The 26816-nt window shown below is 71.0% G+C and carries 19 protein-coding genes and 2 pseudogenes; 6 read left to right on the top strand and 15 right to left on the bottom strand.

What is annotated here, in order from left to right:
• Positions 1 to 147 precede the first annotated feature (147 nt).
• The 3 genes from N8I84_RS13420 to N8I84_RS13410 form a co-directional block, all read right to left on the bottom strand.
• A complete protein-coding gene (locus N8I84_RS13420; protein ID WP_263229753.1) occupies positions 148 to 1485 on the bottom strand; it encodes a carboxyl transferase domain-containing protein in 1338 nt (445 codons plus the stop codon).
• A complete protein-coding gene (locus N8I84_RS13415; RefSeq protein ID WP_263229752.1) occupies positions 1478 to 2965 on the bottom strand; it encodes an acyl-CoA synthetase in 1488 nt (495 codons plus the stop codon). Before N8I84_RS13415 ends, N8I84_RS13420 begins: the two co-directional genes overlap by 8 nt.
• A gap of 73 nt (positions 2966 to 3038) precedes the next feature.
• The gene (locus N8I84_RS13410) at positions 3039 to 4103 is read right to left on the bottom strand and encodes a MerR family transcriptional regulator (protein WP_263229751.1); all 1065 of its coding nucleotides are present in this window, start codon (positions 4101 to 4103) and stop codon (positions 3039 to 3041) included.
• Between the two features lie 162 nt (positions 4104 to 4265).
• Between N8I84_RS13410 and N8I84_RS13405 the strand changes: the two genes are divergently transcribed.
• Complete coding sequence (locus N8I84_RS13405; RefSeq protein ID WP_263229750.1) at positions 4266 to 5135, top strand: ATP-grasp domain-containing protein; 870 nt, start codon at positions 4266 to 4268, stop codon at positions 5133 to 5135.
• On the opposite strand, the gene N8I84_RS13400 is transcribed toward N8I84_RS13405, so the two are convergent.
• Positions 5119 to 5697: a hypothetical protein gene (locus N8I84_RS13400; protein ID WP_263229749.1), complete on the bottom strand. Its 579-nt coding sequence runs from the start codon at positions 5695 to 5697 to the stop codon at positions 5119 to 5121. The two genes, N8I84_RS13405 and N8I84_RS13400, sit on opposite strands and share 17 nt — an antisense overlap.
• Before the next feature lie 134 nt (positions 5698 to 5831).
• Here N8I84_RS13400 and N8I84_RS13395 point away from each other — a divergent pair, with 134 nt between their 5' ends.
• The 3 genes from N8I84_RS13395 (at position 5832) to N8I84_RS13385 (ending at position 8655) form a co-directional block, all read left to right on the top strand.
• The gene (locus tag N8I84_RS13395) at positions 5832 to 6605 is read left to right on the top strand and encodes an IclR family transcriptional regulator (protein WP_263229748.1); all 774 of its coding nucleotides are present in this window, start codon (positions 5832 to 5834) and stop codon (positions 6603 to 6605) included.
• On the top strand, positions 6602 to 7447 hold the full coding sequence (locus N8I84_RS13390; RefSeq protein ID WP_263229747.1) for an SMP-30/gluconolactonase/LRE family protein: 846 nt from the start codon (positions 6602 to 6604) through the stop codon (positions 7445 to 7447). Before N8I84_RS13395 ends, N8I84_RS13390 begins: the two co-directional genes overlap by 4 nt.
• 218 nt (positions 7448 to 7665) lie before the next feature.
• On the top strand, positions 7666 to 8655 hold the full coding sequence (locus N8I84_RS13385) for an arabinan endo-1,5-alpha-L-arabinosidase (RefSeq protein ID WP_263229746.1): 990 nt from the start codon (positions 7666 to 7668) through the stop codon (positions 8653 to 8655).
• On the opposite strand, the gene N8I84_RS13380 is transcribed toward N8I84_RS13385, so the two are convergent.
• On the bottom strand, positions 8652 to 11612 hold the full coding sequence (locus N8I84_RS13380; protein WP_263229745.1) for a beta-galactosidase: 2961 nt from the start codon (positions 11610 to 11612) through the stop codon (positions 8652 to 8654). The two genes, N8I84_RS13385 and N8I84_RS13380, sit on opposite strands and share 4 nt — an antisense overlap.
• 39 nt (positions 11613 to 11651) lie before the next feature.
• Here N8I84_RS13380 and N8I84_RS13375 point away from each other — a divergent pair, with 39 nt between their 5' ends.
• The gene (locus N8I84_RS13375) at positions 11652 to 12110 is read left to right on the top strand and encodes an RrF2 family transcriptional regulator (RefSeq protein WP_263229744.1); all 459 of its coding nucleotides are present in this window, start codon (positions 11652 to 11654) and stop codon (positions 12108 to 12110) included.
• Between the two features lie 19 nt (positions 12111 to 12129).
• Here N8I84_RS13375 and N8I84_RS13370 read toward each other — a convergent pair whose 3' ends face one another.
• The 10 genes and pseudogenes from N8I84_RS13370 to N8I84_RS13325 all read right to left on the bottom strand — a co-directional run bounded on the left by N8I84_RS13370 (position 12130) and on the right by N8I84_RS13325 (position 25311).
• Positions 12130 to 13461, bottom strand: a complete 1332-nt coding sequence (locus N8I84_RS13370; protein WP_263229743.1) for a substrate-binding domain-containing protein — start codon at positions 13459 to 13461, stop codon at positions 12130 to 12132.
• A 460-nt stretch (positions 13462 to 13921) separates the two neighbouring features.
• Entirely contained in the window at positions 13922 to 14641 is a 720-nt protein-coding gene (locus N8I84_RS13365) for a transglycosylase SLT domain-containing protein (RefSeq protein ID WP_263229742.1), read from the bottom strand.
• Positions 14642 to 15033: 392 nt separating this feature from the next.
• Positions 15034 to 16745 (bottom strand): annotated as a pseudogene (locus N8I84_RS13360) (pyridoxal phosphate-dependent aminotransferase).
• A 113-nt stretch (positions 16746 to 16858) separates the two neighbouring features.
• Positions 16859 to 17938 (bottom strand): annotated as a pseudogene (locus tag N8I84_RS13355) (aldose epimerase family protein); the annotation flags it as partial.
• A gap of 42 nt (positions 17939 to 17980) precedes the next feature.
• Positions 17981 to 19225: a multiple monosaccharide ABC transporter permease gene (mmsB, locus tag N8I84_RS13350; protein ID WP_263229741.1), complete on the bottom strand. Its 1245-nt coding sequence runs from the start codon at positions 19223 to 19225 to the stop codon at positions 17981 to 17983.
• Positions 19222 to 20772 carry a multiple monosaccharide ABC transporter ATP-binding protein gene (mmsA, locus tag N8I84_RS13345; protein ID WP_263229740.1) on the bottom strand — a complete coding sequence of 517 codons (1551 nt, stop codon included), beginning with the start codon at positions 20770 to 20772 and terminating at the stop codon, positions 19222 to 19224. The genes mmsB and mmsA overlap by 4 nt, the downstream gene beginning before the upstream one ends.
• A gap of 45 nt (positions 20773 to 20817) precedes the next feature.
• Positions 20818 to 21927: a multiple monosaccharide ABC transporter substrate-binding protein gene (gene chvE, locus N8I84_RS13340; protein ID WP_263229739.1), complete on the bottom strand. Its 1110-nt coding sequence runs from the start codon at positions 21925 to 21927 to the stop codon at positions 20818 to 20820.
• A gap of 127 nt (positions 21928 to 22054) precedes the next feature.
• A complete protein-coding gene (locus N8I84_RS13335) occupies positions 22055 to 23023 on the bottom strand; it encodes a hypothetical protein (protein ID WP_263229738.1) in 969 nt (322 codons plus the stop codon).
• 123 nt (positions 23024 to 23146) lie between these two features.
• Positions 23147 to 24151 (bottom strand): zinc-dependent alcohol dehydrogenase, encoded by a 1005-nt coding sequence (locus tag N8I84_RS13330; protein WP_263229737.1) that lies wholly within the window; start codon positions 24149 to 24151, stop codon positions 23147 to 23149.
• Entirely contained in the window at positions 24148 to 25311 is a 1164-nt protein-coding gene (locus N8I84_RS13325; protein ID WP_263229736.1) for a mandelate racemase/muconate lactonizing enzyme family protein, read from the bottom strand. Before N8I84_RS13325 ends, N8I84_RS13330 begins: the two co-directional genes overlap by 4 nt.
• Positions 25312 to 25617: 306 nt before the next feature.
• On the opposite strand from N8I84_RS13325, the gene N8I84_RS13320 reads away from it, so the two are divergent.
• A complete protein-coding gene (locus N8I84_RS13320; RefSeq protein WP_449334040.1) occupies positions 25618 to 26427 on the top strand; it encodes an SCO2400 family protein in 810 nt (269 codons plus the stop codon).
• Positions 26428 to 26816 lie beyond the last annotated feature (389 nt).

Below are 26816 nucleotides of genomic sequence, written 5' to 3'. Positions count from 1 at the left end.
CCCGAGAACGGACCGCGGGCGGGCCGCCGGGCGGCGGGCCTCTTCTCCGCATCCTCTGACGTGACGCGGGCCCGCGCCCCTCGGAATGGTCCGGGCGGGTGGTCCTGGGCGCGTCGCGCACGGGGGACCTTGTACGGGGTCCGCCCGTCACGTAGCGGCGCCGGCGATCCCCCGTACCACCCCCAGGGCGACCAGGTCCTGGGGCCGGACCCGGAGCCGGTCCGCCGTCTGCCGCACCTGCTCCGGCGGGCGCTTGAGTATCGCGGCGGCGAGCTCCGGGGCGATGACGGAGAAGTAGCTGTCCGGCGTGACCCACGTGTTGCCGGGCGCGGCCAGCGCGAGGGCGCCGCCCGAGCCGCCCTCGCCGACGACCAGCGTGGTGATCGGCGTACGGGCGGTGGCGACCGCGGCGAACAGGTCCGCGATCGCGGCGCCCGCACCCTGCCGTTCGGCGTCGGCGTCGTTGGCGGCGCCCGGGGTGTCCACCAGCGTCAGCACCGGCAGGGACAGCCGGTCCGCCAGGCGGATCAGCCGGGCGGCCGTACGGTACCCGGCGGGCCGGGTCGCGGTGCCGGTCTGGGCGGCGTAGGCGATGGTCCGGCCGTCGTGGGTGCCGAAGCCGCACAGCATGCCGTCCGGGTCGGTGCCGCCGCACCGGTCGCCGCTGATGGCCGCCCGGCCGGTGAAGTAGGCGTCCAGGTAGGCGTGCGCGCGGGGACGCTCCGGGTCGCGGGCGCGCCGCACCGCGTCCCAGCCGGTGGCCGGGAGGTCCACCCGGCCGAGCGCGCCGGGCACGGGCGCGGGCTCGGCTGAGGGCGCCGTCAGCAGCGACAGCCACCGGCCCAGCGTCTCGCGCAGCTCTCCGGGCCGTACGACCGCGTCGACGGTGCCCGCCGCGAGCTGCGCCTGGGCGGTGTACGCCGCCGGGTCCGCGTCCGGTGGGCGCACCCGGGAGCCCGCGAAGCCGACCTGGGCGTCCGGCAGGGCCAGCACCACGTCGGCGCCCGCGCCCAGCGTGGCCCAGCCGCCGCCCGTGGTCGGGTCCCGCAACACCGCGAGCTGGGGCAGACCGGCCGCGCGGGTGAGCGCCGACTGGCGGGCCACGCGCTGCAACTGGGTCAGCGCGAGCATGCCCTCCTGCATCCGGCTGCCGCCCGTCGCGACCAGCGAGACCACCGGCAGCCGCCGCTCACGGGCGTGGACGTGGGCCGCCTCCAGCCGGTCCCCGGTGTGTTCGCCCAGGGAGCCGCCGAGGAAGCCGAACTCGAACGCGATCAGCACGACCGGGGTGCCGCCGACGGTGGCGCGCCCGCAGACGACGGACTCCTCCTCGCCGGTGCGCGCGGCGGCGCGGGCCCGGGAGGCGTCGTAGCCGGGCCAGGCCAACGGACCGTCGGGCTGCCCGTCGCGCCCGGGGGAGGGGAGTTCCGCGAAGTCGTCGGTGACCAGGGCGAGGGCGTCCCGCGCTGAGGGGCGCTCAGGCATCCCGCAGGGCCCGCTTCATGATCTTCCCCATGTCGTTGCGGGGCAGGGCGTCCAGGTACCGCACCACGCGCGGACGCTTGTGCGGGGCGAGCCGGCGGGCGACGTGGCCGGCCAGCTCGTCGGCACCGGGCGGCGCCGCGGGATCCGCGGGCACGACCCAGGCGACGATCCGCTCGCCCAGGTCGTCGTCGGGCTCCCCGGCGACGGCGGCCTCCCGGACACCCGGGTGCTCGAGAAGCGCGTTCTCGATCTCCCCGGCCCCGATCTTGTAGCCGCCGCTCTTGATGAGATCGGTCGCCTTGCGCCCCACGATCCGCACGTACCCGTCGGGCTCGCGCACCGCCATGTCCCCGGTGCGGAACCAGCCGTCCGGGGTGAACGCGGCGGCGGTGGCGTCGGGCCGGTTGAGGTACTCGGTGAACAGATTCGGCCCGCGCACCTGGATCTCCCCGACGCTCTCGCCGTCGCGGGCGGCGACGACGGACCCGTCCTCCTCGACGAGCCGCAGCTCCACACCCGGCAGCGGAACCCCCACCGTCCCCGCGCGCGCCTCCCCGTCCACCCGCACACTGGTGTTCATCAGCGTCTCGGTCATGCCGTACCGCTCGACGACCCGGCGGCCGGTCGCGGCGGCGATCCGCTCGTGGTCGTGCACCGGCAGCGCGGCGGACCCGGAGACCAGCAGCCGGGCCCCGGCGAGCGCCTTGGCCAGCTCGGGGTCGGCGGGCAGGGCCTCGGCGATGCGGTGGTACATCGTCGGCACGCCGAACAGCATGGTCGCGCCCTCGCCCAGCTCCCGCGCCACACCGTCCGTACTGAACCGCCCCAGGTGCCGCACGGACCCGCCGCGCCGCAGCGGCCCGAGGATGCCCAGCACCAGCCCGTGCACATGGAACAACGGCAGCCCGTGCACGAGCACGTCGTCGCCCGTCCACTGCCAGGCGTCCGCGAGCGCGTCCAGGGTGGTGGCGACGGCACGACGGGGGATGACGGCGCCCTTGGGCGGGCCCGTGGTGCCGGAGGTGTACACGACGAGGGCGGGGTCCTCGTCGCCGGTTTCGCCCTCCGGGAGAGCCCCGGAGCCGTGCACATCGACGTCGACGCGCTCCAGTCCGCCGACCGGGGCGGGCAGTTCGACGCCCGGCCCGGCGAGCACCAGCGACGGCGCGCTGTCCGCCAGGATGTGCCCGAGCTCCCGCTCCCCGGACTTCGGGTTGAGCGGGACGAAGGGCACACCGGCGCTCAGCGCGGCGACCGCGGCGACGGCGGTCTCCAGGGAGGGCGTGGCCCATACGGCCACCCTCCCCCAAGCTCTCGACTTCGCTCGAGCAGGGGGGACGCCCATGGCCCCGCCGATCCGCCCGGCGAGCGCCCCCGCCGCCGAGGCGAGCTCCGCATAGGTCAGAGCCCGCTCCCCGAACCGCAGGGCGGGCCGCCGCCCGGCCGAGGGATCGGACAGTGCCGGAAAGAGGGAGGACACGCGGACACTCCTTGCGTCGAGGCGGACATGCGGACGGGACCTACGAACCCATCGTGCCGCACAGCCCCGTCCGTTATGCGGCCTCCACCACCTCCGCCACCACACAGCTCACGTTGTCCGGGCCGCCGGCGGCGTTCGCCGCGCCCACCAGTGCCCGCACCGCCTCGTCCGGGGCGGACGCGGACGTGAGCGCGGTGCGGATCTCCTCGTCCGGCACGACCCCGGACAGGCCGTCCGAGCACAGCAGATACCGGTCGCCGGGCAGCGCGTCGTGCAGCCGCAGATCGGGTACGGCACCGGCGTCGTCGCCGCCCGTCAACGCCTTCAGCAGCAGGGCGCGTTGCGGATGGGCGGCGGCCTCCTCCGGTGTCAGCCGGCCCTCGTCGATCATCCACTGGACGACCGTGTGGTCGTGGGTGATCCGGAACAGTTCGCCGTCGCGCAGCAGATACGCCCGGGAGTCACCGATGTGGACGAGGGCGAGCTGCGAGCCGGTCCACACCGCCGCGGTGAGGGTGGTGCCCACCTCGGCGTCGCTCCCTGCCGCGTCCCGCACCGCCCGGGTGGCGTCCTGCACCGCGTCCTCCAGCAGGTTGAGCACGCTGCCCGCAGGCAGCGGCTCCCGGTCCAGGTGCCGCAGCGCCTCGATCGCGGCCGTGCTCGCGGGCGCGCCCCCGGAGCCGAAGCCGTCGGCCACCGCGAGCACCCGGGCGCCCGCGTAGGCCGTGTCCTGGTTGGCCGTGCGGACCCGACCGGGGTCCGAGAGGGCCGAGTAGCGCAGTTCCAGCATGGTGGTGTCCTTCCTCGACGGATGTGAGAGGTGGTCCACGAGGAACGCCGCCAGTTCCCGGCGCGCCGCTGTCTCCGCCTCGACCCGTGCCCAGTAGGCACGGATCTCCCGGGCGGCGCCCGCGTCGTCCAGCGCGCACACCTGCCGGATGCGCGCCAACGGCATGCCGAGCCGCCGAAGCCACGCCACCAGCCGCGCCTGCTCCAGCTGGCCGGCGGCGTAGTAGCGGTAGCCGGTCTCCGGGTCCACCCGGGCCGGGCGCAGCAGATCCAGCTCGTCGTAGAGCCTGAGCGCCTTCGGCGACAGCCGGCACGCCTTCGCGAACGCCCCGATCGTCAGCATCTCCACCGCCGCACCCCGCCCTTCCGGCGTTCCTCGTCCGTTCCGCCACCGATGCTGGGGCTTCACCGAAGGTGAAGGTCAACGGCCCGTGCCCGGTTCCACGCCCTTTTGTTAGCCTGCGCGGAGGAATCGTCGCGGAGCATTGGTCGTACGAACAGGAGTCCAGACGTGGCCCGAGTCGCACTCGTCACCTGCCGTCCCGGGCCGGAGGTCGCCGTCGACCGCGATCTGCCGGTGCTCATACGGGAGTTGCGGGCGGCGGGGGCCGAGGCGGACGCCGTGTACTGGGACGACACGGACGTCGACTGGTCGGGATACGACCTGGCCGTGATCCGGTCCACGTGGGACTACAGCTGGCGGGCGGCCGAGTTCACGGCGTGGGCCGAGCGGTGCGGGAGGGCCACCCGGCTGGCCAATCCGGCGGACGTCGTCCGCTGGAACACCGACAAGCGGTATCTCGGGAACCTGGCCGCCGCGGGCGTCCCCACCGTCCCCACGCGGTACATCGCCCCCGGCGACCCCGCCGACCTGCCCGGCGACCACGAGTACGTCATCAAGCCCACCTCGGGCGCCGGCGCCCGGTTCGCCGCCCGGTACACGCCCGGCGAGCACGACACCGCCGTACGACAGCTCGCCCGCCTGCACGCCGAGGGGTTCACGGCGATGGTGCAGCCCTATGTGAAGGGCATCGACGTGAGCGGGGAGCGGGCGGTGCAGTTCTTCGGCGGGCGGCTGCTGCACGCCAGCCGGAAGGGCGCCGTCCTGGCGCCCGGAACCCCGTACGACGAGAAGAAGGTGGCCCACCCCGGCCTGGAGCCCTGGACCCCGACCCCGGCAGAACTCGCCACCGCCGAGCGCGCCCTGGCCGCCGTCCCGGGCCACGCCGACCTCCTCTACGCCCGCGTCGACCTGGTGGACGGGGCGGGCGGGCAGCCGTGCGTGATGGAGCTGGAGCTCGTCGAGCCGAACCTGTTCCTCGACCTCCACACCGGGTCGCTGCCCGTGGTTGTGGACGCGATCCTCACCGCTGCCCGCTGACGCCCACCCGCTGCAACAGCCCCCAGGTGAACTCCGCGGCGACCTGATGGCGTACGCCCCGCGCGTCCGGGGCCGTGAAGGCCAGGCCCCAGCGGGTGGGGGCCGTGCCCTCCAGCGGGCGGGCGGGGGCGAAGGCGCGGGCCGCCTCGTCGACCGTGCAGGACCAGGGGGTCAGGTCCTCCAGGGTCTTCAGCTCGGGGGACGGCGCGCCCGGGGCCCGTACCAGCCACTCGTTCCACACCACGCCGTTCGGCGCCACCAGGATCTCGAAGCGCAGGTCGGGCCAGAGCGGGACCGGCCACAGCAGGGCGTCGCAGTCCAGGTCGCCGATGCGGCGGGGGGTCGTCGACTCGGGCTCGCCCAGGACCGAGCGGTACCGGGTCAGGGCCGAGCGGGAGCGCGGTGAGCGGACCATCGCCTGCCAGCGCTTGTTGGCCTCGCGCATGTCCGCGATCGAGACGCCCAGCTCGTGGCGGGCGCCCTCCACCAGGTCCGGATTGTGGTCGGCCATGCGGCGCAGGAGGACCAGCTGGAAGTCGCGGGGCGTGAAGGCGGACGGCATGCCGTCCATCCTCGCCGACCACTTGCGGAATCCCGCACCTCGCACGACCATTGCCGCCCCAGCGCACTATGACTAGCCTGTGTTCGTCATGCCGATCGTCAGTTGAAATTTCGAACATGGAGAGGGGGCCGGTCGTGGGACGCCTCGTACCTGCCGTCACCCGGGCTCTCGACATCCTGGAGCTCTTCCTCGACGGGGACGGCACGCTGTCCGCCCCCGACATCGTGCGCAAGCTCCAGCTGCCGCGCACCACGGTGCACGAGCTCGTCACCACGCTCGCCGCGCGCTCGTACATCGTGCCCGTACAGGGACAGCCGGGACGCTACCGCCTCGGCGTCCGCCCGTACCAGCTCGGCAGCCGCTACGCCGAGCAGCTCGACCTCGCCGCCGAGGGCCTGCAGGTCGCCCGGTCCGTGGCCGAGACCTGCGACGAGACCGTCCACGTGGCCATCCTCGAGGGCACCGACGTCATCTACATCGCCAAGGTCGACTCCACGCACGCCGTGCGCATGGTGTCGGCGGCCGGGCGTCGGCTCCCCGCCCACTGCACCTCCGTCGGCAAGATGCTCCTCGCGTCCCTGCCCGAGCCGGAACTCGCCGCCCGTGTCCCGGACGACGCCGAGCTGGTCGCGATGACTCCCAACAGCATCACCGACCCGGCGGCCCTGCGTGAGGCCCTGGCCCGGATCCGCGCCCGCGGCATCGCCGTGGAGAGCCGCGAGTCCAACCCCGACGTCAGCTGCGTCGCCGCCCCCGTGCGCGACCGCACCGGGCAGGTCGTCGCCGCACTGTCCATCTCGGTGCCCATGATCCGCTGGAGCGACGAGCGCCTCGCCGAGCTGGAGCAGCTCGCCGCGAAGGGCGCCGCGGAACTCTCCGAGCGGCTCGGCCACCGGAGCGTCGCATGACGACGACGTACGAGCTCGCCGTACGCGAGGAGGCGGCCCTCGGTGAGGGCCCGACGTGGGACGCCGACGGCGGTCGGCTGATCTGGGTGGACATCCTGGGGTCCCGGGTGCACACGTACGACCCCGCCTCCGGGGGCCGCACGGTCATGACCAGCGAGCAGCACGTGGGCGCCGCCAAGCCGCGCTCCGGCGGCGGTCTGGTGCTCAACCTCCGCGACGGCGTGGGCCTGCGCGACCCCGACGGCACCTTCCGCTGGCTGCACCACGAGCCGGTGCCCGGCCGCCGCGGCAACGACGCGGCCGTCGCCCCGGACGGCTCCCTGTGGGCGGGCACCATGCGCTACGACGAGGCGCCGGGCGGCGGCACCCTGTCCCGGATCACCGGCGACGGCACCGTCCACACCGTCCTCGACGACGTCGCCGTGAGCAACGGCACCGGCTGGAGCCCCGACGGCCGGCTGATGTACTACGTCGACTCGCCGACCCGCCGCATCGACGTCTTCGACGTCGGCGACGACGGGCTCCCGGCGGGCAGGCGCGCCCTCGCCCACGTCGAGCGCGGCTTCCCCGACGGACTGACCGTCGACGCCGACGGCTGTGTGTGGGTCGCCCTGTGGGACGGCGGCGCGATCCACCGCTACACCCCCTCCGGGGACCTGGACCGCGTTTTGGAACTGCCCGTCGAGCGCCCCACCGCATGCGCGTTCGGCGGCGCCGACCTGGCCGACCTGTACATCACCACCGCCCGCACGGGCCTTCAGGCCCCGCACCCGCTCTCCGGCTCGCTCCTCGTCGTCCCCGGCGCCGGAAAGGGCCTGGCGCAGCCCGCTTTCGCCGGCTGACCCGTCGTCCGCTCAGGGCCTCCGCCCGGTCGTCACCGGGTGGGGGCCCTGAAGTGTGCCGGAGTAAACGGTTCCTCCGGTTCTTGTCCGGCCCATTGACCGTGAAAGCGCTTCCACTCTACGGTCCGTTCGCAGTTACGAGCGTCATTCGAAATACCGAACGCACAAGCCCCGGTCGGCAGCACGTCACGCAGCTTCTCCCGTAAGGAGACCGTCCGTTGAAGCGCCTCAGACTCGCGGCGATCCTGGCCGCCGCCCTCCTCGCCTTCCTGCCCTCCACCGCCCAGGCCGCCGACTACCCCGACCCGCTCCCGCTCACCGGGCAGCAGATCATCCACGACCCGACCGTCCACCGCCTCGACAACGGCCTGTACGTCGCCTACTCCACCGGCGGCGTCATCGGCGCCCGCCTCTCGAAGGACCTGCGCCACTGGGACGACGCGGGCAACGCCTTCGACCAGCCGCCGAGTTGGTGGTACGAGTACAACTCCACCGGCGACCCCTGGGCCCCCGACCTGTCCTACCGCGACGGCCGCTACTGGCTCTACTACGCCGTCTCCTCCTGGGGCACCAATCACTCCGCGATCGGCGTCGCCACCTCACCGACCGGCATGCCCGGCACCTGGACCGACCACGGCAAGGTCTTCACCTCAGAGACGACCGACGCATGGAACGCCATCGACCCGGCGGTGATCCCCGCGAACGGCAGGCTCTGGATGGCGTTCGGCTCGTACTGGACCGGCATCCGCATGGTCGAACTGGACGCGACGACCGGCAAGGCGATCCCCGGCGCCACGGTGCACCACCTGGCGACCCGCCCCGACGCCCCGTACGCCGTCGAGGGCGCGTACGTGGTCAAGCACGGTCAGTACTACTACCTGTTCGCCTCCTACGACGCCTGCTGCGCGGGGGTGAACTCCACGTACAAGATCAGGGTCGGCAGGTCCACGTCGGTGACCGGCCCCTACACCGACAGCACCGGCACACCCCTGCTGAACGGCGGCGGCGACCTGTTCCTCGCCTCCCACGGCCGCTACATCGGCCCCGGTGGAGAGTCCGTCTTCCGCGACCAGGGCGAGGACTGGATCGCCTACCACTACTACGACGGGGACGACAACGGCACACCCAAGCTGGGCATGAACCCGCTCGGCTGGACACGTGACGGCTGGCCCACGCTCGAACAGCCCTCGCCAACCGCCCGTCCCTAGAGCGACCGGCTCGGAAATCCGGGGGAGTCCACCAGCGTCACCGGGACTCCCCCGGCCGCCCGTCCCAGCAGCGTCAGTTCGACGGTGCCCGGCCCCGACGGGGTGGTCCCGTCGGCGAGGACCGCCAGCGCGAGCGTGTTCGGGCCCCGGGTGTCGAGCACACCGTTGGGCAGGACGAAGGTGTGCTGGGGGCCCACGTCGTTGATGTACTGGCCCATGTTCCATCCGTTGAGGAAGATCTGCGCCCGGTAGGCACGCGCCGGATCGTCCGCCAGGGTGAGCCCGATGGACGCGTCCGTGCCGGGATCGACGGCCAACCGGAACCGCGTCCGGTACCAGACCACACCCTGCCCCCGCTCGGTACGCGGAAGCGGGACCGCCTCCCAGTCGCCGTCCGGGAACCCGGGCAGATGCCAGCCGTGCCGCTCCCCGTACAGCCCACCGTTGTTCAGCGGGCCGCGCACCGGGTCCGGGGCCGCCTCGCCCTGGATCCGCCAGCGCACCGCGGGCGACGCCCCGTCGAAGGCGACGGAGACCAGGCCCCGGCCCGCCTTGTGGCTGTCGTTCGCCCCGCCGTCCTCGTCGTGCTGCATGCGCCGGACCAGCACGGACAGCACATGCGGTCCGTCACCCGGCGCGATGGGGAACGTCGCCGTGGCCGACCACGTCCCCCGCCGCACCGTCTTCGCGTCCGGCACGGGCATCCGGTGGGTGCCCAGCGGCTTCCCGTCCAGCCACGCCATCAGCAACCCCTGCGTGCCGGACACGTACGCCAGCGACACGGACGCGGCGCCCGCTGCTCCCTCGAAACGGCCCCGGTACCAGACGTCCCCGTAGTGGAAGCCGTAGTCGTCGGCGAAGAGGACGGGCTGTCCGGCCGGCACAGGAGTCGTGGCGTACGACGTCGTCCGGTCGGCCGTCCGCCACGCCGAGTCGTCGAAGTCGACGGCGGCCTCGGGGCTCTCCGCCCGCCGGCGCCACCCGGTCAGCGCGGGCAGCCGGACCGGTGCCGCGCCCGGCAGCCGCCGGGTGGCGCGCACACTGCCGGACGCGGTGCCGCGCGCGGGCACGGGAGCACCGTTCCAGACGACCTCGGTCACCCCGGGCGGCGCCCACACCTCCAGATCCGCGTCGTCGACCGTGTCGCCGGTGAGCTGTGCGGTGGTGCCGCGACGCTGGGCGGTGCGCAGCAGGGCCGGCCCGTGCACCAGGAACGGCCCCGACGGTGTGTGGTGGGGCCATAGCCGTACGGACGTCTCGTCGTCCGCGAGGAGGAGCAGCAGCGGACGTGCCACGCCTCCGCCCTCCACCAGCACCCGGACGAGCCCGCCGAGCCGCACGTCCAGGCGCAGGGTGCCCTGCGCGTACGTGTGCGCCGCGTCCCCCTCCAGCACGGTGACCCTCGGCTCACGCGCGCACTCCAGGACGGTCGTCGTCACCTCGCCCGAACGGCCCGTGAAGACGGCGAGGTCCTGCCGCCCGACGGCCAGCCGCAGCATGGGCTGCGCGGAGGAGTACCGCAGCGTCCGCCGCCCGAGCGACATCCCGGCGGCCAGCAGCCGGGCGTCGAGGCCGGGCACGGGCACCCGGACGGTGGTCCCGGCGACGGGGACGGCGGCCTCGGCTTCACCGGTCGAGTCGTTGCGCAGCACGTGCACATGTGTTCCGGTGTCCGGATTGACCAGGTGATACGCCCTGAGCGCCGGGCCGCCGCCGACGTCGACGTCCTCCGCCCGGTCCAGCTCGGCCAGCTCCGGCACGGTGTGCAGCAGATGCCCGATCTGGTGCATGGGGACCAGCTTGGCGGTCGGCTGTCTGGCCTCGTCGAGGGCGGCGCCGTAGTCGTACGACGTGTAGACGACCGGCGCGGGCAGCCACCCCCACGACGTGCCGCCGAACGTCATGTACACGTTGTGGATCTTGATGCCGTTGGCGAGGTTGGTCAGGTGGAAGCGCCGCTCGTACGCCGCGTCCCGGGTGCGGCGCGACTCCGCGTACCCCTTCCCGCCGAACTCGGCCCCGCCCCACGGGTCGAACCAGCCGCCCCCGAACTCGGCCAGGAATCCCGGCGTGTCAGGACTCGCGGTGGATCCGCCCTTCGTCCCGCCCGGCCCGAAGTACCCCCAGTCCGGCGGTGGGCGGAACGGCGACGGATACCCGTCGAAGCCGTACAGCCAGCGCCCCCGCTCCCCGCCGGTGTCGAAGGTGCCGGGCGCCCAGTAGCCGTTGCGGCCCTTGTCGTTGTGGAAGAGCGGCACATCGATGCCGTCGGCGCGGACCTTGTCGTACAGGTGGGCCATGTAGTCGCGGCCGGCGGCCTCGGTGACGTGGTTCGCGTACTCGTTCTCGAGCTGGTAGAGGACGATCGTGCCGCCGCCGCGCGTGTACAGGTGCCGTACGGCGATCCGGTTGACGGCCGTCAGCCACTCGTCGACGTGACCCAGATACGTCGGATCGGAGGTGCGGGCCGTGCCCGGCGTCGCCGTCAGCCAGCCGGGGAAGCCGCCCGCGTCGACCTCGGCGTTGATGTAGGGGCCCGGGCGCAGGGTCACGTACAGACCGGTTTCGGCGGCGGTACGCAGGAACAGGTCGAGGTCGCGGACGCGCGTGAAGTCATGGTGGCCGGGGGCGGAGGAGTGGAAGTTCCACGCCACGTAGACGCTGACGGTGTTGTACCCGTGGCCGCGCATCTTCTGCAGCACGTCCCGCCACAGGGACGGGCTCGGCAGCCGGAACGGGTGCATCTCGCCCGACCACAGCACGACCCTCCGGCCGTCGACGAGCATCGAGTACCGGTCGAAGCCGACGGTGTGCGCCCGTCCGTCCGCCCGCGGCGGATCCGGGGGCGGACCGGTCGGCGCGCTCACGTCGGCGTGCACCTCACCGCTGCCGCCGAGCGCAAGACCGAGCGCGGCGGTGCCGGTGATCATATGGAATGTACGTCTGCTCATCGCCACGCGAGGATTGTCACCCGTGGCAGGCATGACAATGGCCGCATGAGGATCTCGGCACGGGCGGATTACGCGGTACGGGCGGCGCTGGAGCTGGCCGTGCGCGAGGAGACGGCACCGGTGAAGGCGGAGACGGTCGCGGCCGCGCAGGGCATTCCGCACAAGTTCCTGGAGGGCATCCTGGGCGATCTGCGCCGCGCGGGCCTGGTCACCAGCCGACGCGGCGGCACCGGAGGCTACGCCCTGGCCCGGGAGCCGTCCGCGATCACCGTGGCGGACGTCATCCGCGCGGTGGACGGTCCGATCGTGTCGGTACGGGGGGAGCGGCCCACGGGCCTCAGCTACACCGGCTCGGCGCAGCCGCTCCTGCCTCTGTGGATCGCTCTGCGGGCGAACGTACGCAAGATCCTCGAGGGCGTCACGCTCGCCGACATCGCGACGGACACCCTCCCGGAACCGGTCCGCCGCCTGGCCGCGGAACCGGCGTCGTGGGAGAACCCCTGAGACCCGGCGCCGAGGCGGGCTACCCACTCGGACGGCACAGCAACGGTTTGGCCAGTTCCGCGCAGGGGCGGTCGCCGTGGGAACGGATGATGTCCTTGCCGACCTCCTCGGAGAGGTAGCGCAGGAAGCCGGCGGCGAGGGAGTCGGCGGGCGGTTCGCCGTAGGTGTAGGCGTACTCGGTCTGCCAGTACGGGTAGGCGCCGCCGTCGACGCCCTCCAGCGTGGCCGGGTAGCCGTCGATGCGAACGGGCTGGATGCCGGCGTGGGCCGTGGCCGCGCCAACCTCGCTGTGGCCGAGGGCGCCCGGGGTCGAGGCCACGGTGTCCAGGAGGGCCTGGGTGTCGCCGACCTCGCAGCGGCCCGGCTTGGCGGTGTCCATGGCGACGCAGTCGCTCGCCGTGACGCCCGGCAGCCGCTGGTCGCCGAGGACGCGGAGTTCGAGGGTGGTGCGGGTGCCGGAACCGGGGTAGCGGCTCACGAGGTGGATGGGCACGTCGTTGCCGTTGACCTGCTTCCAGTTGGTGATCTTGCCGGCGTAGATGTCCCTGATCTGCTGCAGCGGCAGGTCCTTCACGCCCGCGTCCGGGTTGACGACCAGCGTGAAGAGGGAGAGGGCGACAGGGCGGGGCAGCAGTTGCGGGTGGCCGGTCCCGCTCTTGGGGCCGTCGCTGAACGCCAGACGGTCGCCGAGGCCCTTGCCGCCCTTCGGCTTGTCCTGTTCGCCTGCCGCCTCAAGGGCGTTGAGTCCGGGGACGCTGCCCTTGAAGCTGTCGTTCGAGAGCGGGATGTGCGCGTCGGGGCACGTCTTCTCGTACTGCCGCGCGGCCTCCCGCAGAACCGGCGCGAACGCGGTGGACCCGGACAGCGTGAGCGTGCCCTTGGCGCAGTCCAGCGGCGCGGGCTTCGGGTCGCTGCGCAGGAGCATGAAGAGGGACTGCCCGATGAGCACCAGGACCAGGAGGACGAGCAGCACCCGGACCGGCTTGGCGGCGAACGGGTAGTACTCGGTCTTCCGCATCCTGCCGCGGCGGACCCCGCCCACGATGCCGCCGACCACCTCCGGGTCCGGGAACGTCTGCTCCGTGAAGCCCGCCTCGCGTTCCAGCACCGCCAGCACCTTGTAGTGGTCGCGGCGGTTCAGCTTCACCTTGGGCAGTTCGATGAGCCCGTCGCCGACCCCGAGGCCCGGCACCGGCTGAGGGGTGCCCTGGCCGCTGCCGGAGGGAACGAAGAAGCTGCGCAGCTCACTGCGGCTGAGTTCGGTGACGACCATGCCGACGACCCGGCGGCCCCGGAACGTGACCTGGATGCCGGCCCGGGCGCCGTCGGGCGCCAGGTAGTCGTCCTCCACGATGGGGGCCGGCCGCTGTTCTCGATGCGCAGCAGGACGAACGACGGGTCGTGCAGGGACGTGCCGTTGTGCTGCATCTGCCGGAGCACTCCCGCGTACGGCGCGGCGGCCGCGTCCTGGGCGGTCGTGTCCATCTGCACGCGGTAGCCGAGGAGTTTCCGGCTGCCGACGACGAACTCCCACAGAGCCGCGGCACCGGAGACGGCCAGACCGACGACGGCCAGGGTGGTGTCCCAGGGGAAGCCGTTCACGGCCAACTCCCAGACGTCACAAGGCGGATGGGAAGGTCATGGTGACCGGAGCAGGCGGGTGACGGGGAGGGGGAAAGGTCGTCTTCTATGGTGAATTCACTGGCATGTCATCCCGGGACACCGGGCGTTTTCCGGCCGTTGGGCACGGGACGGGGTGGCGGCCGCGCGACGCTGCGCGGCCACCACCCCGAAGGTGCGGATCAGGTGCCTCAGTAAGGGCCGTTGACGTTGTCGATCGAGCCGTAGCGGTGGTAGGCGTAGTTGCACGCGGCGGTGATGTTGGCGACCGGGTCGTAGATGTCCCACGACGTGCCCGGCACGTGGTACGCGCGGAACGTCGGGTCGATCACCTGGAGGAGGCCCTTCGACGGGATGCCCTTCGCGGCGTTGGAGTCCCAGAGGTTGATGGCCTTCGGGTTGCCGGAGGACTCTCGCATGACATTGCGGTAAATGCCGTTGTAGGAACCCGGAATACCGTGCTGCTTCATGACCGCCAGCGAGTGCTTGATCCAGCCGTCCAGGTTGTTGGCGTAGATCACGCCGCTGGAAGCCGGCGCGGTTTTCGCGGCCGGGGCGGACACGGTTTTCTTGATCGAGGAAGACCCGGTGGGAAGAATCAGGACCTGACCCGGCCGGATGATGTAGGGGCTGGAAAGCTTGTTGGCCGCTGCGATGGCCTGCCAGCCGCCCGGCACATTGTGGGTCCGTGCGATAGAAGCCAGATGGTCGCCGAGCCGGACGACGTATGTGGTCTTAGCGGTGGACGCGGCCGGAGTTCCCGCGACGGCCGAAGCGGCCGGAGCGGCGTCGGCGGCCTGGGCCGCCCCGAGCACGGCCGTGCAGGCCAGGGCGAGAGAGCAAGCGGTGACGGCGCCGCCGGTGGAGAACCGGCGCGCCCGGCGCGAGCGGTTGAAGGCGTGTTTGGGCATGGTGCGGTCCTTGGTCCGGGGATTGCATTGCCCGCAGTTGCCGGTTCCCCTCGACAAACAGCACCGCATTTCGTTTGCGGTGCGCTGCGGCGGGAACATTCTTAGCCGCCGGGAATAATTCGACAATTCCCGTTTTTACTAAGCAGGCTAGTTGCCGCCCGTGCCTCGGATTGGGGCATGTCCGCAAAGTCGGGAGGTTAAGGACCAGGTAAAGCCACTAAGGGGCATCGTAAGTGAATTGCGTCACTCGGGGTCGAGCGGCATTTCCGGTGGGGTCTTTCAGTGGGCGAAACAGTTGCTTGGTGATTCCTCGGTATTTATAGGAGTAAATCGGACATCAAGGAATAACTCGGTGGCTTTTGTATCACCCGGACGGCACCTGCGCGGCGGTCCTACCCCGCCTGACCCATCCCCGCCGCGTTCGGCCAGGCCGGCGGGCTGGGCCAGCCGGTGGCCGGGGCCGGTGCCAGGCCGGGGATGCCGGGGGCGGGCGCGGTCATGCCGCGCACCTGGGCGGCGGTCAGACCACCGCGGGCCGGGACGCCCGGCGGGGTGGGGCCGGTCGCCGCGGCGGCGGCGGGGATCGGGGCGGCCGCCGGGAACGGCGCCTGAGCGGGCTCGGGGAACGGCGCCTGAGTGGGCTCGGGGAACGGCGCCGGAGCGGGCGCGGGGAACGGCGCCGAAGCGGGCGCGGGGACCGGAGTGGGCGCGGGGGTCGGCAGCGGGGCGGGAGCCGGTGCGGGTGTGAGCAGGGGCGCGGGCGCCGGAGGCAGGGGAGCGGCCTGGGCTGCGGCGGGCATCGGCGTTCCACCGACGGCCGGCTGCGCGGCGGGGAGCGGTGCGGCGGCCGGGAGCCCTGGAGCGGGCCCTGCGGCCCGGGCGGCGAGCCCCCGCACCCCGCCCCGTTGGTCTCGCTGACCAGGCGGTCCACCGCCGCCGTACCCGAGCTGTAGCCGGTTCGCCGGCTCAGCTCGGGCACGGCGGCTCCCCTCCTGGACCCGTAGAGCACCTGCTCCAGGGCGGACACCAGGCGACGCACGTCCACCTGGGGGCGCACCACGAGTCGCAGGAAGCGGCTGGAGGAGCCGATCTTGTTGCCGCACTCGCGGACCAGGATCCGGTGCTCGGTGAGCAGCCGGTCGCGGACCACGGTGCCCTCGGCACCGACGGGGAGGCGCACGAAGAGGAAGTTGCCCTGGGACGGGTAGATCGTCAGGCCGGGCAGCGCCGAGAGGTGGCTGGCCATCTCCAGACGGTCGCGGCGCACCTGCTGCAGGCTCTGCTGGTACTCCGCCCCGTGCTCCTTCAGCATGAACACCACGTGCTCGGCGAAGGAGTTGAGGTTCCACTTCGGCAGCATGGAACGGATCCGGCCCGCGAGCGACGGGTTGGCGACCAGGTAGCCGAAGCGTATGCCGTGCAGGCCGAAGTTCTTGCCGAGGCTGCGCAGCACGACGACGTTGGGCCGCAGCATGGCCTCCTGCACGACGCTGGGGTCGGCCTCGGCGTCCGCGAACTCCAGGAAGGACTCGTCCACGACGACCAGGTCGAGGTCGGCCATCTGGTCCATGAACTGCACCAGGGCGTGCTTGTACTGGTAGCCGCCGTCGGGGTTGTTCGGGTTGCAGACGACGGCGACCCGGGTGCCCCGCCCGCGGATGAACTCGGCGTACTGGGTGAGGTCCAGGGAGAAGCCGTTGGACTCCTGGAGCGGGAACATGTCGACCCGCTTGCCGGTCTCCATGGGCTGGTCGGTCCAGCGGCCGAAGGTGGGGACGGGGACGGCGAGGGACTCGCGGACCAGCAGGTGGTCGATCCAGGTGATCAGCTCGGTGGAGCCGTTGCCCATGGCGACGCACTGCGGCGGCAGCTGGAGGAGACCGCACAGCTCGGCCGTGATCGTCTCCGCGCCGCTCGGGTAGTAGGTGAGGATGTCACGCAGCTTGCCCGCCATCTCCTCGAACATGGCGGGCGTGGGGAAGTACGGGTTGCACGGGATGCAGAAGTCCACCGGGCCGACTCCGTCGTTCTCCCGTGTCAGCGCCGCCATCGAGGGGCTGTGCGCCGCGGAGCTGCGGAACAGCGAGGTGACGTTGTCTGCCAAGGCAACCTCCGTACAGTGGGTGGCCCGTGCGGGGGAGCACGGGCCATCCACTCATACGGATACGGACGTGGCGTCGTTCAACTGGTGTGCGTCGAGTGTGAGTTCGCTCGCGTTTACGCGCTGAACGAGTGGATCGTCGTCGTCCGGTACGTCTGCCCGGGCCGCAGCACGGTCGACGGGAAGTTCGCGTGGTTCGGCGAGTCCGGGAAGTGCTGGGTCTCCAGGCACAGCGCGTCGCCCTGGCGGTAGGTGTGGCCGCTGGTGCCGACCAGGGTGCCGTCGAGGAAGTTGCCCGAGTAGAACTGCAGGCCCGGCTGGTCGGTGGAGATCTTCAGGGTGCGGCCCGAGCGCGGGTCGCGCAGCGTGGCCACGTGCTCGGGCTTCGCGGTGACGCCCTTGTCCAGGACCCAGTTGTGGTCGTAGCCCTTGGCCTGCACCTGCTGCGGGTCGCCCGCTCGGAGGTCCCGTCCGACCGCCTTGGCGTGGCGGAAGTCGAAGGGGGTGCCGGAGACCTTCGCCAGCTCGCCGGTGGGGATGAGGCCCGAGTCGGTGGGCGTGTAGCGGGAGGCGGCGATCTGCAGCTCGTGGTCCTCGACGGTGCCGCTGCCCTCGCCGGCCAGGTTCCAGTAGACGTGGCTGGTGAGGTTGACGACGGTGGCCTTGTCGGTGGTGGCCTCGTAGTCGATGCGCCAGTCGCCGTGCTTGTCGAGGGTGTACGTCACCTTCGCCTTGAGCGTGCCCGGGTAGCCCATCTCGCCGTCGACGCTCGTGTAGTACAGGTGCAGGCCGACGTCGGAGCCCCTGGTGAACGGCTCGACGTCCCAGATGTGCTTGTCGAAGCCCTGCTTGCCGCCGTGCAGGCTGTTCACGCCGTCGTTGACGGAGAGCTGGTAGCTCTTGCCGTCCAGGGTGAACCGGCCCTTGGCCATACGGTTGCCGTAGCGGCCGATGAGGGCGCCGAAGTACGGGGTCTTCGCCACGTAGTCGTCGATGTTGTCGAAGCCCAGGGAGACGTTGGCGCAGCGGCCGTGCCGGTCGGGGATCTCCAGGCTCTGGACCACACCGCCCCAGTTCAGCACCTTCAGGCGGGTCCCGCCGTTCTCCAGGGACCAGCGGTAGACCTTGGTGCCGTCGGCGAGCTTGCCGAAGAGTTCCTTCACGGGCTTCCTGCTTTCTGCTGCCTGCGCCGTGCCCAGGGAAAAGGCCCCCGCCTTTCGGCGGGGGCCCTTACCGGCTCACGAACCGGACTTGCGCTTGTTCCACACGTCGAAGCCGACCGCCACCAAAAGGGCCAGGCCCTTGATGACCTGCTGCCAGTCGGTGCCGACGCTGAGGAGGTTCATGCCGTTGTTCAGCACGCCGAGCACGAGACCACCGATGATCGCGCCGAGGACGGTACCGACACCGCCGCTCATGGACGCACCACCGATGAAGGAAGAGGCGATCGCCTCGAGCTCGAAGTTCACGCCCGCCTTCGGCGAGGCCGCGTTCAGACGGGCGGCGACCACCAGACCCGCCAGGGCCGCGAGCACGCCCATGTTCAGGAACACCTGGAAGGTGACCCGCTTGTCCTTCACGCCGGACAGCTTCGCGGCCGGCAGGTTGCCGCCGATCGCGTAGATGTGACGGCCGAAGACGGCGTTGCGCATGACGTAGCCGTAGCCGACCACCAGGACACCGAGGACGATGAGGATGATCGGCGCCCCCTGGTAGCTGGCGAGCAGCATCGTGAGGGCCAGGATCGCGGCGACGATCGCGACGATCTTCAGCGCGAACATCCGCGCCGGCAGCACGTCCAGGGAGAACTCCTGCTGGCGACGCCGGTCGCGCACCTCCTGCCACACCACGGCGGCGATCATGACGAGGCCGAGCAGCAGCGTGAGGTTGTGGTAATTGGTGTTCGGGCCGACCTCGGGCAGGAAGCCGTTGCCGAGCTTCTGCAGCCCGTCCGGGAAGGGGCCGAGGGTCTGCCCCTTGAGCAGGATCTCCGTCAGGCCGCGGAAGAGCAGCATTCCCGCGAGGGTGACGATGAACGACGGTATGCCGAGATACGCGATGAGGTATCCCTGCACGGCGCCGGCCACCGCGCCCACCAGCAGGCACAGCACGAGCGCGAGGGGCCACGCCACACTGTGCTCCACCGTCAGCACGGCCGCGAACGCACCCACGAACGCCGTCAGCGAGCCGACCGACAGATCGATGTGCCCGGCGATGATGACCAGCATCATGCCGATCGCGAGGATCAGGATGTAGCTGTTCTGCAGCACCAGGTTGGAGACGTTGCGCGGCAGCAGCAGGTCCCCGCCGGTCGCCACCTGGAAGAAGATGACGATCAGGCCGAGCGCGATCAGCATCCCGTACTGGCGCATGTTGCGGCGCAGGCCGCCCAGAACCAGCTGGAGCAGGCCCCTGCCGGTGGCCGATCCGCTCTTGCCCGGCGGCGCCGGGGCCGGGGTCTTGGCGGTCACATCGGTGCTCATCGGGTTACCTCTTTGTCCTTCGTCATCTGGCGCATCAGCACTTCCTGGGTGGCCTCGGCCCGTGGAACCTCTCCGGTCAGCCGCCCGGCGGCCATGGTGTAGATGCGGTCGCACATGCCGAGCAGCTCCGGCAGCTCGGAGGAGATGAAGACGACCGCCTTGCCCTGCGCGGCCAGCTGGTCGATCACCGTGTAGATCTCGTACTTGGCGCCCACGTCGATGCCGCGGGTGGGCTCGTCCAGGATCAGCACGTCCGGTCCCGCGAAGATCCACTTGCTGAGGACGACCTTCTGCTGGTTGCCGCCCGACAGTTTGCCCACCGGCTCGAAGACGGTCGGCGCCTTGATGTTCATGGTCTTGCGGAAGCCCTCGGAGACCTGCCGCTCCTCGTGCTCGTCGACGATGCCCCGCTTGGCCACCTTGTTCAGCGCGGTCAGCGAGATGTTGCGGTTGATGGTGTCGATGAGGTTCAGGCCGTAGTGCTTGCGGTCCTCGGTGACGTAGGCGATGCCGTGCTCGACCGCCTCGGCGACGGTCTTCGTACGGATCTCCTTGCCGTCCTTGAGGACCGTGCCGCCCGCGTACCGGCCGTAGGTGCGCCCGAAGACGTTCATGGCCAGCTCGGTGCGGCCCGCGCCCATCAGGCCCGCGATACCGACGATCTCCCCGCGGCGCACCTGGATCGACACGTCGTCGACGACCTTGCGCTGCTGGTCGATCGGGTGGAACACGGTCCAGTTGCGGATCTCCAGGGCCGGTGCCGCGCCCTCCTCCGGCCGGTGCGGAGTGCGGTCGGGGAAGCGGTTGTCGAGGTCGCGGCCGACCATGCCGGCGATGATCCGCTCCTCGGTCGTCTCCGGCGCCTTCACGTCGAGCGTCTCGATGGTGCGCCCGTCGCGCAGGATCGTCACCGAGTCGGCGACCTTGCGGATCTCGTTCAGCTTGTGGGAGATGATGATCGAGGTGATGCCCTGGTTCTTCAACTCCAGGATGAGATCGAGGAGTTTGCCGCTGTCCTCGTCGTTCAGGGCCGCCGTCGGCTCGTCGAGGATGAGCAGCTTCACGGACTTCGACAGCGCCTTCGCGATCTCCACGAGCTGCTGCTTGCCCACGCCGATGTCGGCGATCCGGGTCTCCGGATGCTCGTCGAGGCCGACGCGGCGCAGCAGTTCGGTGGCGTGCTTGAGCGTGTCGTTCCAGTTGATGAACCCGCGCGAGGCGTGTTCGTTGCCGAGGAAGATGTTCTCGGCGATGGAGAGAAACGGCACCAGCGCCAGCTCCTGGTGGATGATCACGATGCCGTGCTGCTCGCTCGCCCGGATGTCCTTGAAGCTGCAGACCTCGCCCTCGAAGAGGACCTCTCCTTCGTAACTCCCGTGCGGGTGGACGCCGGAGAGGACCTTCATGAGGGTCGACTTGCCGGCGCCGTTCTCCCCGCAGATGGCGTGGACCTCGCCTTTACGGACGGTCAGATTGACGTCCGACAGCGCCTTGACGCCGGGAAAGGTCTTGACGATCGAGCGCATTTCCAGGACGGGTCCCGCCATGGTCGTGCCTTCCAGTCGTGTGCGGTCGGTGAAGGGGGGCGCCGGTTACTTGAGCTGGGCGTCGGTGTAGTAGCCGCCCTTGACCAGCACGTCCTCGTAGTTCGACTTGTCGACGCTCACCGGCTGCAGCAGGTAGGCCGGGACCACCTTCGTGCCGTTGTTGTAGGTCTTGGTGTCGTTGACCTGCGGTGTCTTGCCGTTGAGGGCGTCGTCGACCATGGTCGCGGCGACCTTGGCGAGCTGGCGGGTGTCCTTGTAGACGGTCTGCGTCTGCTGACCGGCGATGATCGACTTCACCGAGGCGAGCTCGGCGTCCTGGCCGGTGATGACCGGCAGCGGCTTGCTCGCCGAGCCGTAGCCGTCCGACTTCAGCGCGGACAGGATGCCGATGGAGATGCCGTCGTAGGGCGAGAGCACCGCGTCGACCTTGCCGCTCTTGTAGGCGGAGGTGAGGACGTCCTCCATGCGCTTCTGCGCGGTGGTGCCGTCCCAGCGCAGGGTGGTGACCTGGTTGAGCTGGGTCTGGCCGGACTTGACGACCAGCTCCTTCTTGTCGATGTACGGCTGCAGCACGCTCATCGCGCCGTTGAAGAAGTACTTGGTGTTGTTGTCGTCATTGGAGCCGGCGAACAGCTCGATGTTGAACGGGCCCTTCTTGCCCTTGTCCAGACCGAGCTTCTGCACGATGTACGTGCCCTGCAGCACGCCGACCTTCTCGTTGTCGAACGAGGCGTAGTAGTCGACGTTCTTCGTGCCGAGGATCAGGCGGTCGTAGGCGATGACCGGGATCTTCGCCTGGGCGGCCTGCTGGAGGACGTTGTTCAGGGACTTGTTGTCGATGGCCGCGATGATCAGGCCCTTGACGCCCTGGGTGATCAGGTTCTCGATCTGCGAGACCTGGGTGTCGGGGTCGTCCTCGCCGTAGACCAGCTTGGTCTTGTAACCCGCGGCCTGGAGGTTCTTGACGACGTTGTTGCCGTCGTTGATCCAGCGCTCGGAGGACTTGGTCGGCATGGCGATGCCGATGGTGCCGCCCTTGGCGCTGCCCGCCTTCTCCTTGCTGCCGCCCGCGCCGCTCTGGCCGCAGGCGGTCAGGGTGAGAGCGAGGGAGGCGGCTCCGGCTATCGCGGTGAGAGCGGCTCTGCGAGTGCGCATGATGATCAGTCCTTGCTGTGCGGGAGGTGTTCGGTCATTCGGATGCCGTGCGGGGTGTCGACCGAGAGCAGGTGTGTGGGATTCTGCGCGGGGTTGTCGGCCGGTGTGAAGCCGAGTTTCCGGAACGTTATGACGGAAGGTCGAACCGGTTGAGCGAGCCCGGCAGCCGGGAGCCGAGCGGCGCCATGTCGCCGTCCGCCCCGTGCCGTGCGAGCAGGTCCAGGGCGAGCCGGCCGCGCCGCACGCGTTCCTTGGCGGTGGCCAGGGTCAGCTCCCGCATATGGTTGCCGTACGGGTAGATTCCGGGCGCCTTGGACAGGCCGAACTTGAGGTACAGCGGCGCGCCGCGCCGGATCAGCTCGGCGACCTCGTACATGCGCACATAGCCGCCGAGATCGTCGGGGGCTTCGATGTACATGTCCATGGGGGCCGCGGAGACCCGCCGGATCTCGGTGAGGTGATCGAGCGTCAGGTCGCTGGGCACGTTGACCGAGTCCGCGCCCAGGCGCTCGTACACGGCGTACGCGGCCGGGTTGACCGGGCCGATCAGCGCCGAGACCTTCAGCGTGGTGTCGGCCGGGATGATGCCCTTCTCGCGAGCCCGGTGCAGTGTCCACAGCACGCCCTCGTCGGCGACGAGCAGGCACTTCACGCCCAGCTCCGTCGCCCGGACGGCGTCCTCGACACAGCCTGCGACCGCGTCGTGGCCGCGCGCCCGCAGACCCGCGCCGCGCGAGTCGGTGCGGACCGAGCCGCCGATGTCCCAGGTGCCGCGCGGCCCCGTGAACAGGCACAGCTCGATGTCACGTTCGGCCGTGGCCTCGACCATTTCGGTGATCTCGGCGTCGGTCAGCATCCAGACGCCGCTGCCCTGGCTGATGCGGTGGATCGGCACATCGAGCCGGGAGGACTCCTTGAGGACCACCGCGAGCGCCTCGGGTCCCTCGCACGAGGGGATCTCGGTGCGCCAGCGGCCGCCTCCGGGGAAGGTGTGCGGCGAGGCGTCGGCGGGGGAGGGGGCGGGGGCGCCCAGGCCGAGCGCGGCGAGCGCCTGCTCACCGGGCCTGCGGGCTGCCGTAGCGGAGTCGGTGGTCACGAGGAGTCCTTTATGTTCGGTATTTCGGACGAAGTTCGCGGCTCGGGGTGCGTGTGGGCTGGTGGTACGCCGGTACGGAGCTCGTCAGGTAACTCCGTACCGGCGTACGGCTCTAGGGGGGTGTCACGGTCGTAGCAGGACCTTGCCGACCTTCGGGTCGCCGGACCCCACCAGCTCGATGGCCTGCGGGAACCCGGTGAGCGGCAGCTCGTGCGTGACCAGCCGCAGCGGATCGAGCAGCCCCGCGCCGAAGACCCGCACCGCGTGCGCCCAGGCGTCCGGCGGCGCACCGAAGACGGTGTGCACCTCCAGCTGCCGTACGACGAGGTCGGTCGGGTCCAGGCCCTCGGCGCCCGGCGCCGGGATGCCCGTCAGGACGAGCCGCCCGCCGCGCCGCAGCAGCGAGGCGGAGGTGCGCGCGGCGGAGGCGGACCCGGCGGTCTCGATGACGACGTCGAAGTCGTCGGGGAGCTCCTGGTCCTTGGTGCGGAAGTCGGTCGCGCCGAACTGCCGCGACAGCGCCTCGCGGTCGTTCCTGGTGCCCACCACCAGCAGCTCCGACGGCGAGACCGCCTTCAGGAACTGCACGGCGAACATGCCGAGCGTGCCCGTGCCGACGACCGCGACCCGCTCGCCCGGCTGTGCGTTCCCCTTCAGCGCGGCGGCCGCGATGCAGGCGGCCGGCTCCAGCAGGGCCGCCGCCGTGAGATCGGCGTCGTCCGGCAGGATGTGCAGCAGGCGGGCCGGGAGCGTGAGGGTGGTGGCCATCGCGCCGGGCTGGGTGAAGCCCGTCTCCTCGTACCCAGAGGTGCACAGCGTCGTCTCGCCGGCGTGGCAGCGGTCGCAGACCTGGCAGTTGCGGAAGCCCTCCCCGACGGCCTTGCGGCCGACCAGCGACTCGGGCACCCCGGCGCCGACCGCCTCCACCGTGCCGGACCACTCGTGGCCGGGAGTGAGCGGGTAGCGCACGTAGCCCTCGGGCCGGTTGCCCTGGTAGACCTCGCGGTCGCTGCCGCAAATACCGACGGCGTGGACCCGCACCAGCGCCTCGCCCGGACCGGGCTCGCGCGGTGTGTGCTCCTCGAGCCGGTAAGCGCCGGGCGCCTCCACGACTACGGCGGTGGTCACTGCCCGTCCTTCGGGTTGCGCCTTTCCCAGCCTTCGGCCCACAGGTCGAAGTGGGCCCGCTGCTGCGGGAACTCGGCCGCCGCGTCGGTGTCCAGTTCCACGCCGAGGCCCGGGGCGTCGGAGAGGTGGAAGCAGCCGTCCTCCGGGTTCACCTGCGGGGCACCCTTGACCACCTTCTTGATCTCCGCGTCCGCGAAGTCGTTGAAGTGCTCGAGGATCTTGAAGTTCGGTGTGGTGAAACCGACTTGGAGGGAGGCGGCGGTGAGTACCGAGCCGCCCACGTTGTGCGGCGCCACCAGCATGTAGTGCGTCTCGGCGGTCGCGGCCAGCTTCCGCGTCTCCCAGATGCCGCCGATGTGGCCGAGATCGGGCTGGATGATGTCCACGGCCTGGCTGTCGAACAGCTCGCGGAACTCGATGCGGTCGTGGATGCGCTCGCCCGTGGCGACCGGCATGTCGACCTTGGCGGCGACCTTCTCGAGTGCCTTGAGGTTCTCCGGCGGAACCGGCTCCTCCAGCCAGGCGGGCTTGAACGGCGCCAGCTCCTTGGCGAGCCGCACGGCGGTCGCGGGGGAGAAGCGGCCGTGCATCTCCAGCATCAGCTCGGCGTCCGGCCCGATGGCGTCGCGCACAGCCTCGATGAGGGAGACCGCGTACATGGTCTGCTCGTGGTCGAGCTCGAAGTGGCCGGTACCGAAGGGGTCGATCTTGAGGGCCCGGTACCCGCGCTCCATGACCCCCTGGGCGGCCTTGTGATAGGCCTCCGGCGTCCGCTCGGTGGTGTACCACCCGTTCGCGTAAGCCTTGACCTTGTCGGTGACCTTGCCGCCGAGCAGCTGCCAGACGGGCACGCCCAGGGCCTTGCCCTTGATGTCCCAGCAGGCCATCTCGACCACGGCGATGCCGGACATCACGATCTCACCCGCGCGCCCGTAGTCGCCGTACTTCATACGGCGGACCAGGTCCTCGACAGCGAACGGGTCCGAGCCGAGAATGTGATTGACCTCGGCCTCTCGCAGGTAGCCGATCAGCGCGTCGGTGTGGCCCAGCATGCGGGTCTCGCCAACGCCCGTGATGCCCTCGTCGGTATGCACCTGGACGTACGTCAGATTCCGCCAGGGGGTCCCGACCACGTGTGTGCTGATTCCGGTGATGCGCACGGAAGTCGCCTTTCAGCTGTTCGAGATTTCGGCTCTCGTTCGAAATGCTGGCCAGACAGTAAGTTTGGCGTGGCGGGAGTGTCAATGGGGCGAACGAGTAACGGTTTCGATACTTTCCCGAGCCTGTTATGTGGTGGCATCGGGGGATGGGCCGGGGATGCCGGGGTTGCCGGAGGGATGCCGCGAGATGGCGCGGAATGTGGGGTGCCCGTATCAAGTCGCCGTGCCGGAACGGCGTGTTTCCCACACAACTTTCACAGGCACTCCTAGGAACGTCACCAAGGGGGGACCTAGTCTTCCCGCGTCATGGACTTCTGCCACCCGTGCCGACGGCACCTCAATGGCGCCCTCGCATGCCCGGGGTGCGGCACAGTAGTCGAAGAACTCCGCGCGTATGCGGAGGAAGCGGACGTGTCTCCGCAGCCGGACGCCGCCGTCGAGCCGTACGGCACCGAGGACTACGGCACCGAGGACTACGGCAGCCCGGACCAGCACACGCACGGTCACGGCGACGGAGGTGTGCCGCAGGGGCGGGCGGCCAGGCGCCAGGCGCAGGGGCGCCGGCGGGGACCTGGACGGGAAGCCGATGAGGAGACGACCGGACCGGTCGGCGGTGGCAGTGCAAGTCGTCGTGACCGCAAGGCCGCGGCCCACCGCCGGCGCCGCCGGCGCACCCTCCTGATCACCGCAGGCTTCGTCCTCGCGGCGGGCGGCCTGAGCCTCGCGGAACTCGGCGTCGACGCGCCCTTCGCCAACTCCAGGCCCCCGGCGGCGGGGGGTACGAACGCCGAGGGCGGTACGTCGTCGGAGGCGCACAAGACGGCACGGCCCGCACGGCCCCTGGACGGCCCGACGAGCAAGGGCGCCGGCTCGACGTCCCCGGACCCCTCGGCGTCCGCATCGGCCTCCAAGTCCGCTTCGCCCTCGGCGTCCACGAGCGCCGACGGCAAGGCCACCCGGCCGGCGACCGCGGGTGCTTCACCGGTCACGCCGACCCAGGGTCCGACGGCGACGCGCCCCGCCGGGACGAGCAGGCCGACGGCGGCACCCACGACGTCGAACCCGGATCCCTCGCCGTCCCGGACGTGCACGCGCTTCCTGTGGTGGTGCACGTAGGGCGACGGCTGGACGCCGATGTCCGGGACACGGCTTGCCTGACGCACTCGCGCCTCGAACGTCCCTGGTGGGGCTCGCTGCGGCGTGTTCCTGTCGCTGCGGCGGCGCCGAGTCGCCGCTCCGCATCGGTGCCCGCGGTTGCCCCGGGCCTCGGACCAGGGTGGATGCGCCGCCGCCCGGTGCGTTATTCAACCGTGAACGACGATCTGATGCATCCCTCTTGACCGCCGTGAATTGTTAGCGCTCACAATAGCCCCCGCATTCACCAGTCAGCGGTCGACGCAGGACGGGGGGTCCGAGCACCGTGTCCACAGTGTGCCCCGACTCGCCCTTCCGGTCAGCGCCGTCGGGCTTTCCGGAACCATGGAGTGAAGCCCGCGGTACGGCGA

Source organism: Streptomyces cynarae (assembly GCF_025642135.1).
Classification (GTDB): Bacteria; Actinomycetota; Actinomycetes; order Streptomycetales; family Streptomycetaceae; genus Streptomyces; species Streptomyces cynarae.
The sequence above is the reverse complement of the archived record's forward strand: the minus strand, read 5'-3'. Positions and strand labels throughout refer to the sequence as shown.

Coding starts and splice junctions, on each gene's coding strand:
- N8I84_RS13420 (WP_263229753.1), bottom strand. CDS start 1,485: ATGCCTGAGCGCCCCTCAGCGCGGGACGCCCTCGCCCTGGTCACCGAC.
- N8I84_RS13400 (WP_263229749.1), bottom strand. CDS start 5,697: ATGCCGTCCGCCTTCACGCCCCGCGACTTCCAGCTGGTCCTCCTGCGC.
- N8I84_RS13390 (WP_263229747.1), top strand. CDS start 6,602: ATGACGACGACGTACGAGCTCGCCGTACGCGAGGAGGCGGCCCTCGGT.
- N8I84_RS13375 (WP_263229744.1), top strand. CDS start 11,652: ATGAGGATCTCGGCACGGGCGGATTACGCGGTACGGGCGGCGCTGGAG.
- N8I84_RS13365 (WP_263229742.1), bottom strand. CDS start 14,641: ATGCCCAAACACGCCTTCAACCGCTCGCGCCGGGCGCGCCGGTTCTCC.
- mmsB (WP_263229741.1), bottom strand. CDS start 19,225: ATGAGCACCGATGTGACCGCCAAGACCCCGGCCCCGGCGCCGCCGGGC.
- mmsA (WP_263229740.1), bottom strand. CDS start 20,772: ATGGCGGGACCCGTCCTGGAAATGCGCTCGATCGTCAAGACCTTTCCC.
- chvE (WP_263229739.1), bottom strand. CDS start 21,927: ATGCGCACTCGCAGAGCCGCTCTCACCGCGATAGCCGGAGCCGCCTCC.
- N8I84_RS13320 (WP_449334040.1), top strand. CDS start 25,618: ATGGACTTCTGCCACCCGTGCCGACGGCACCTCAATGGCGCCCTCGCA.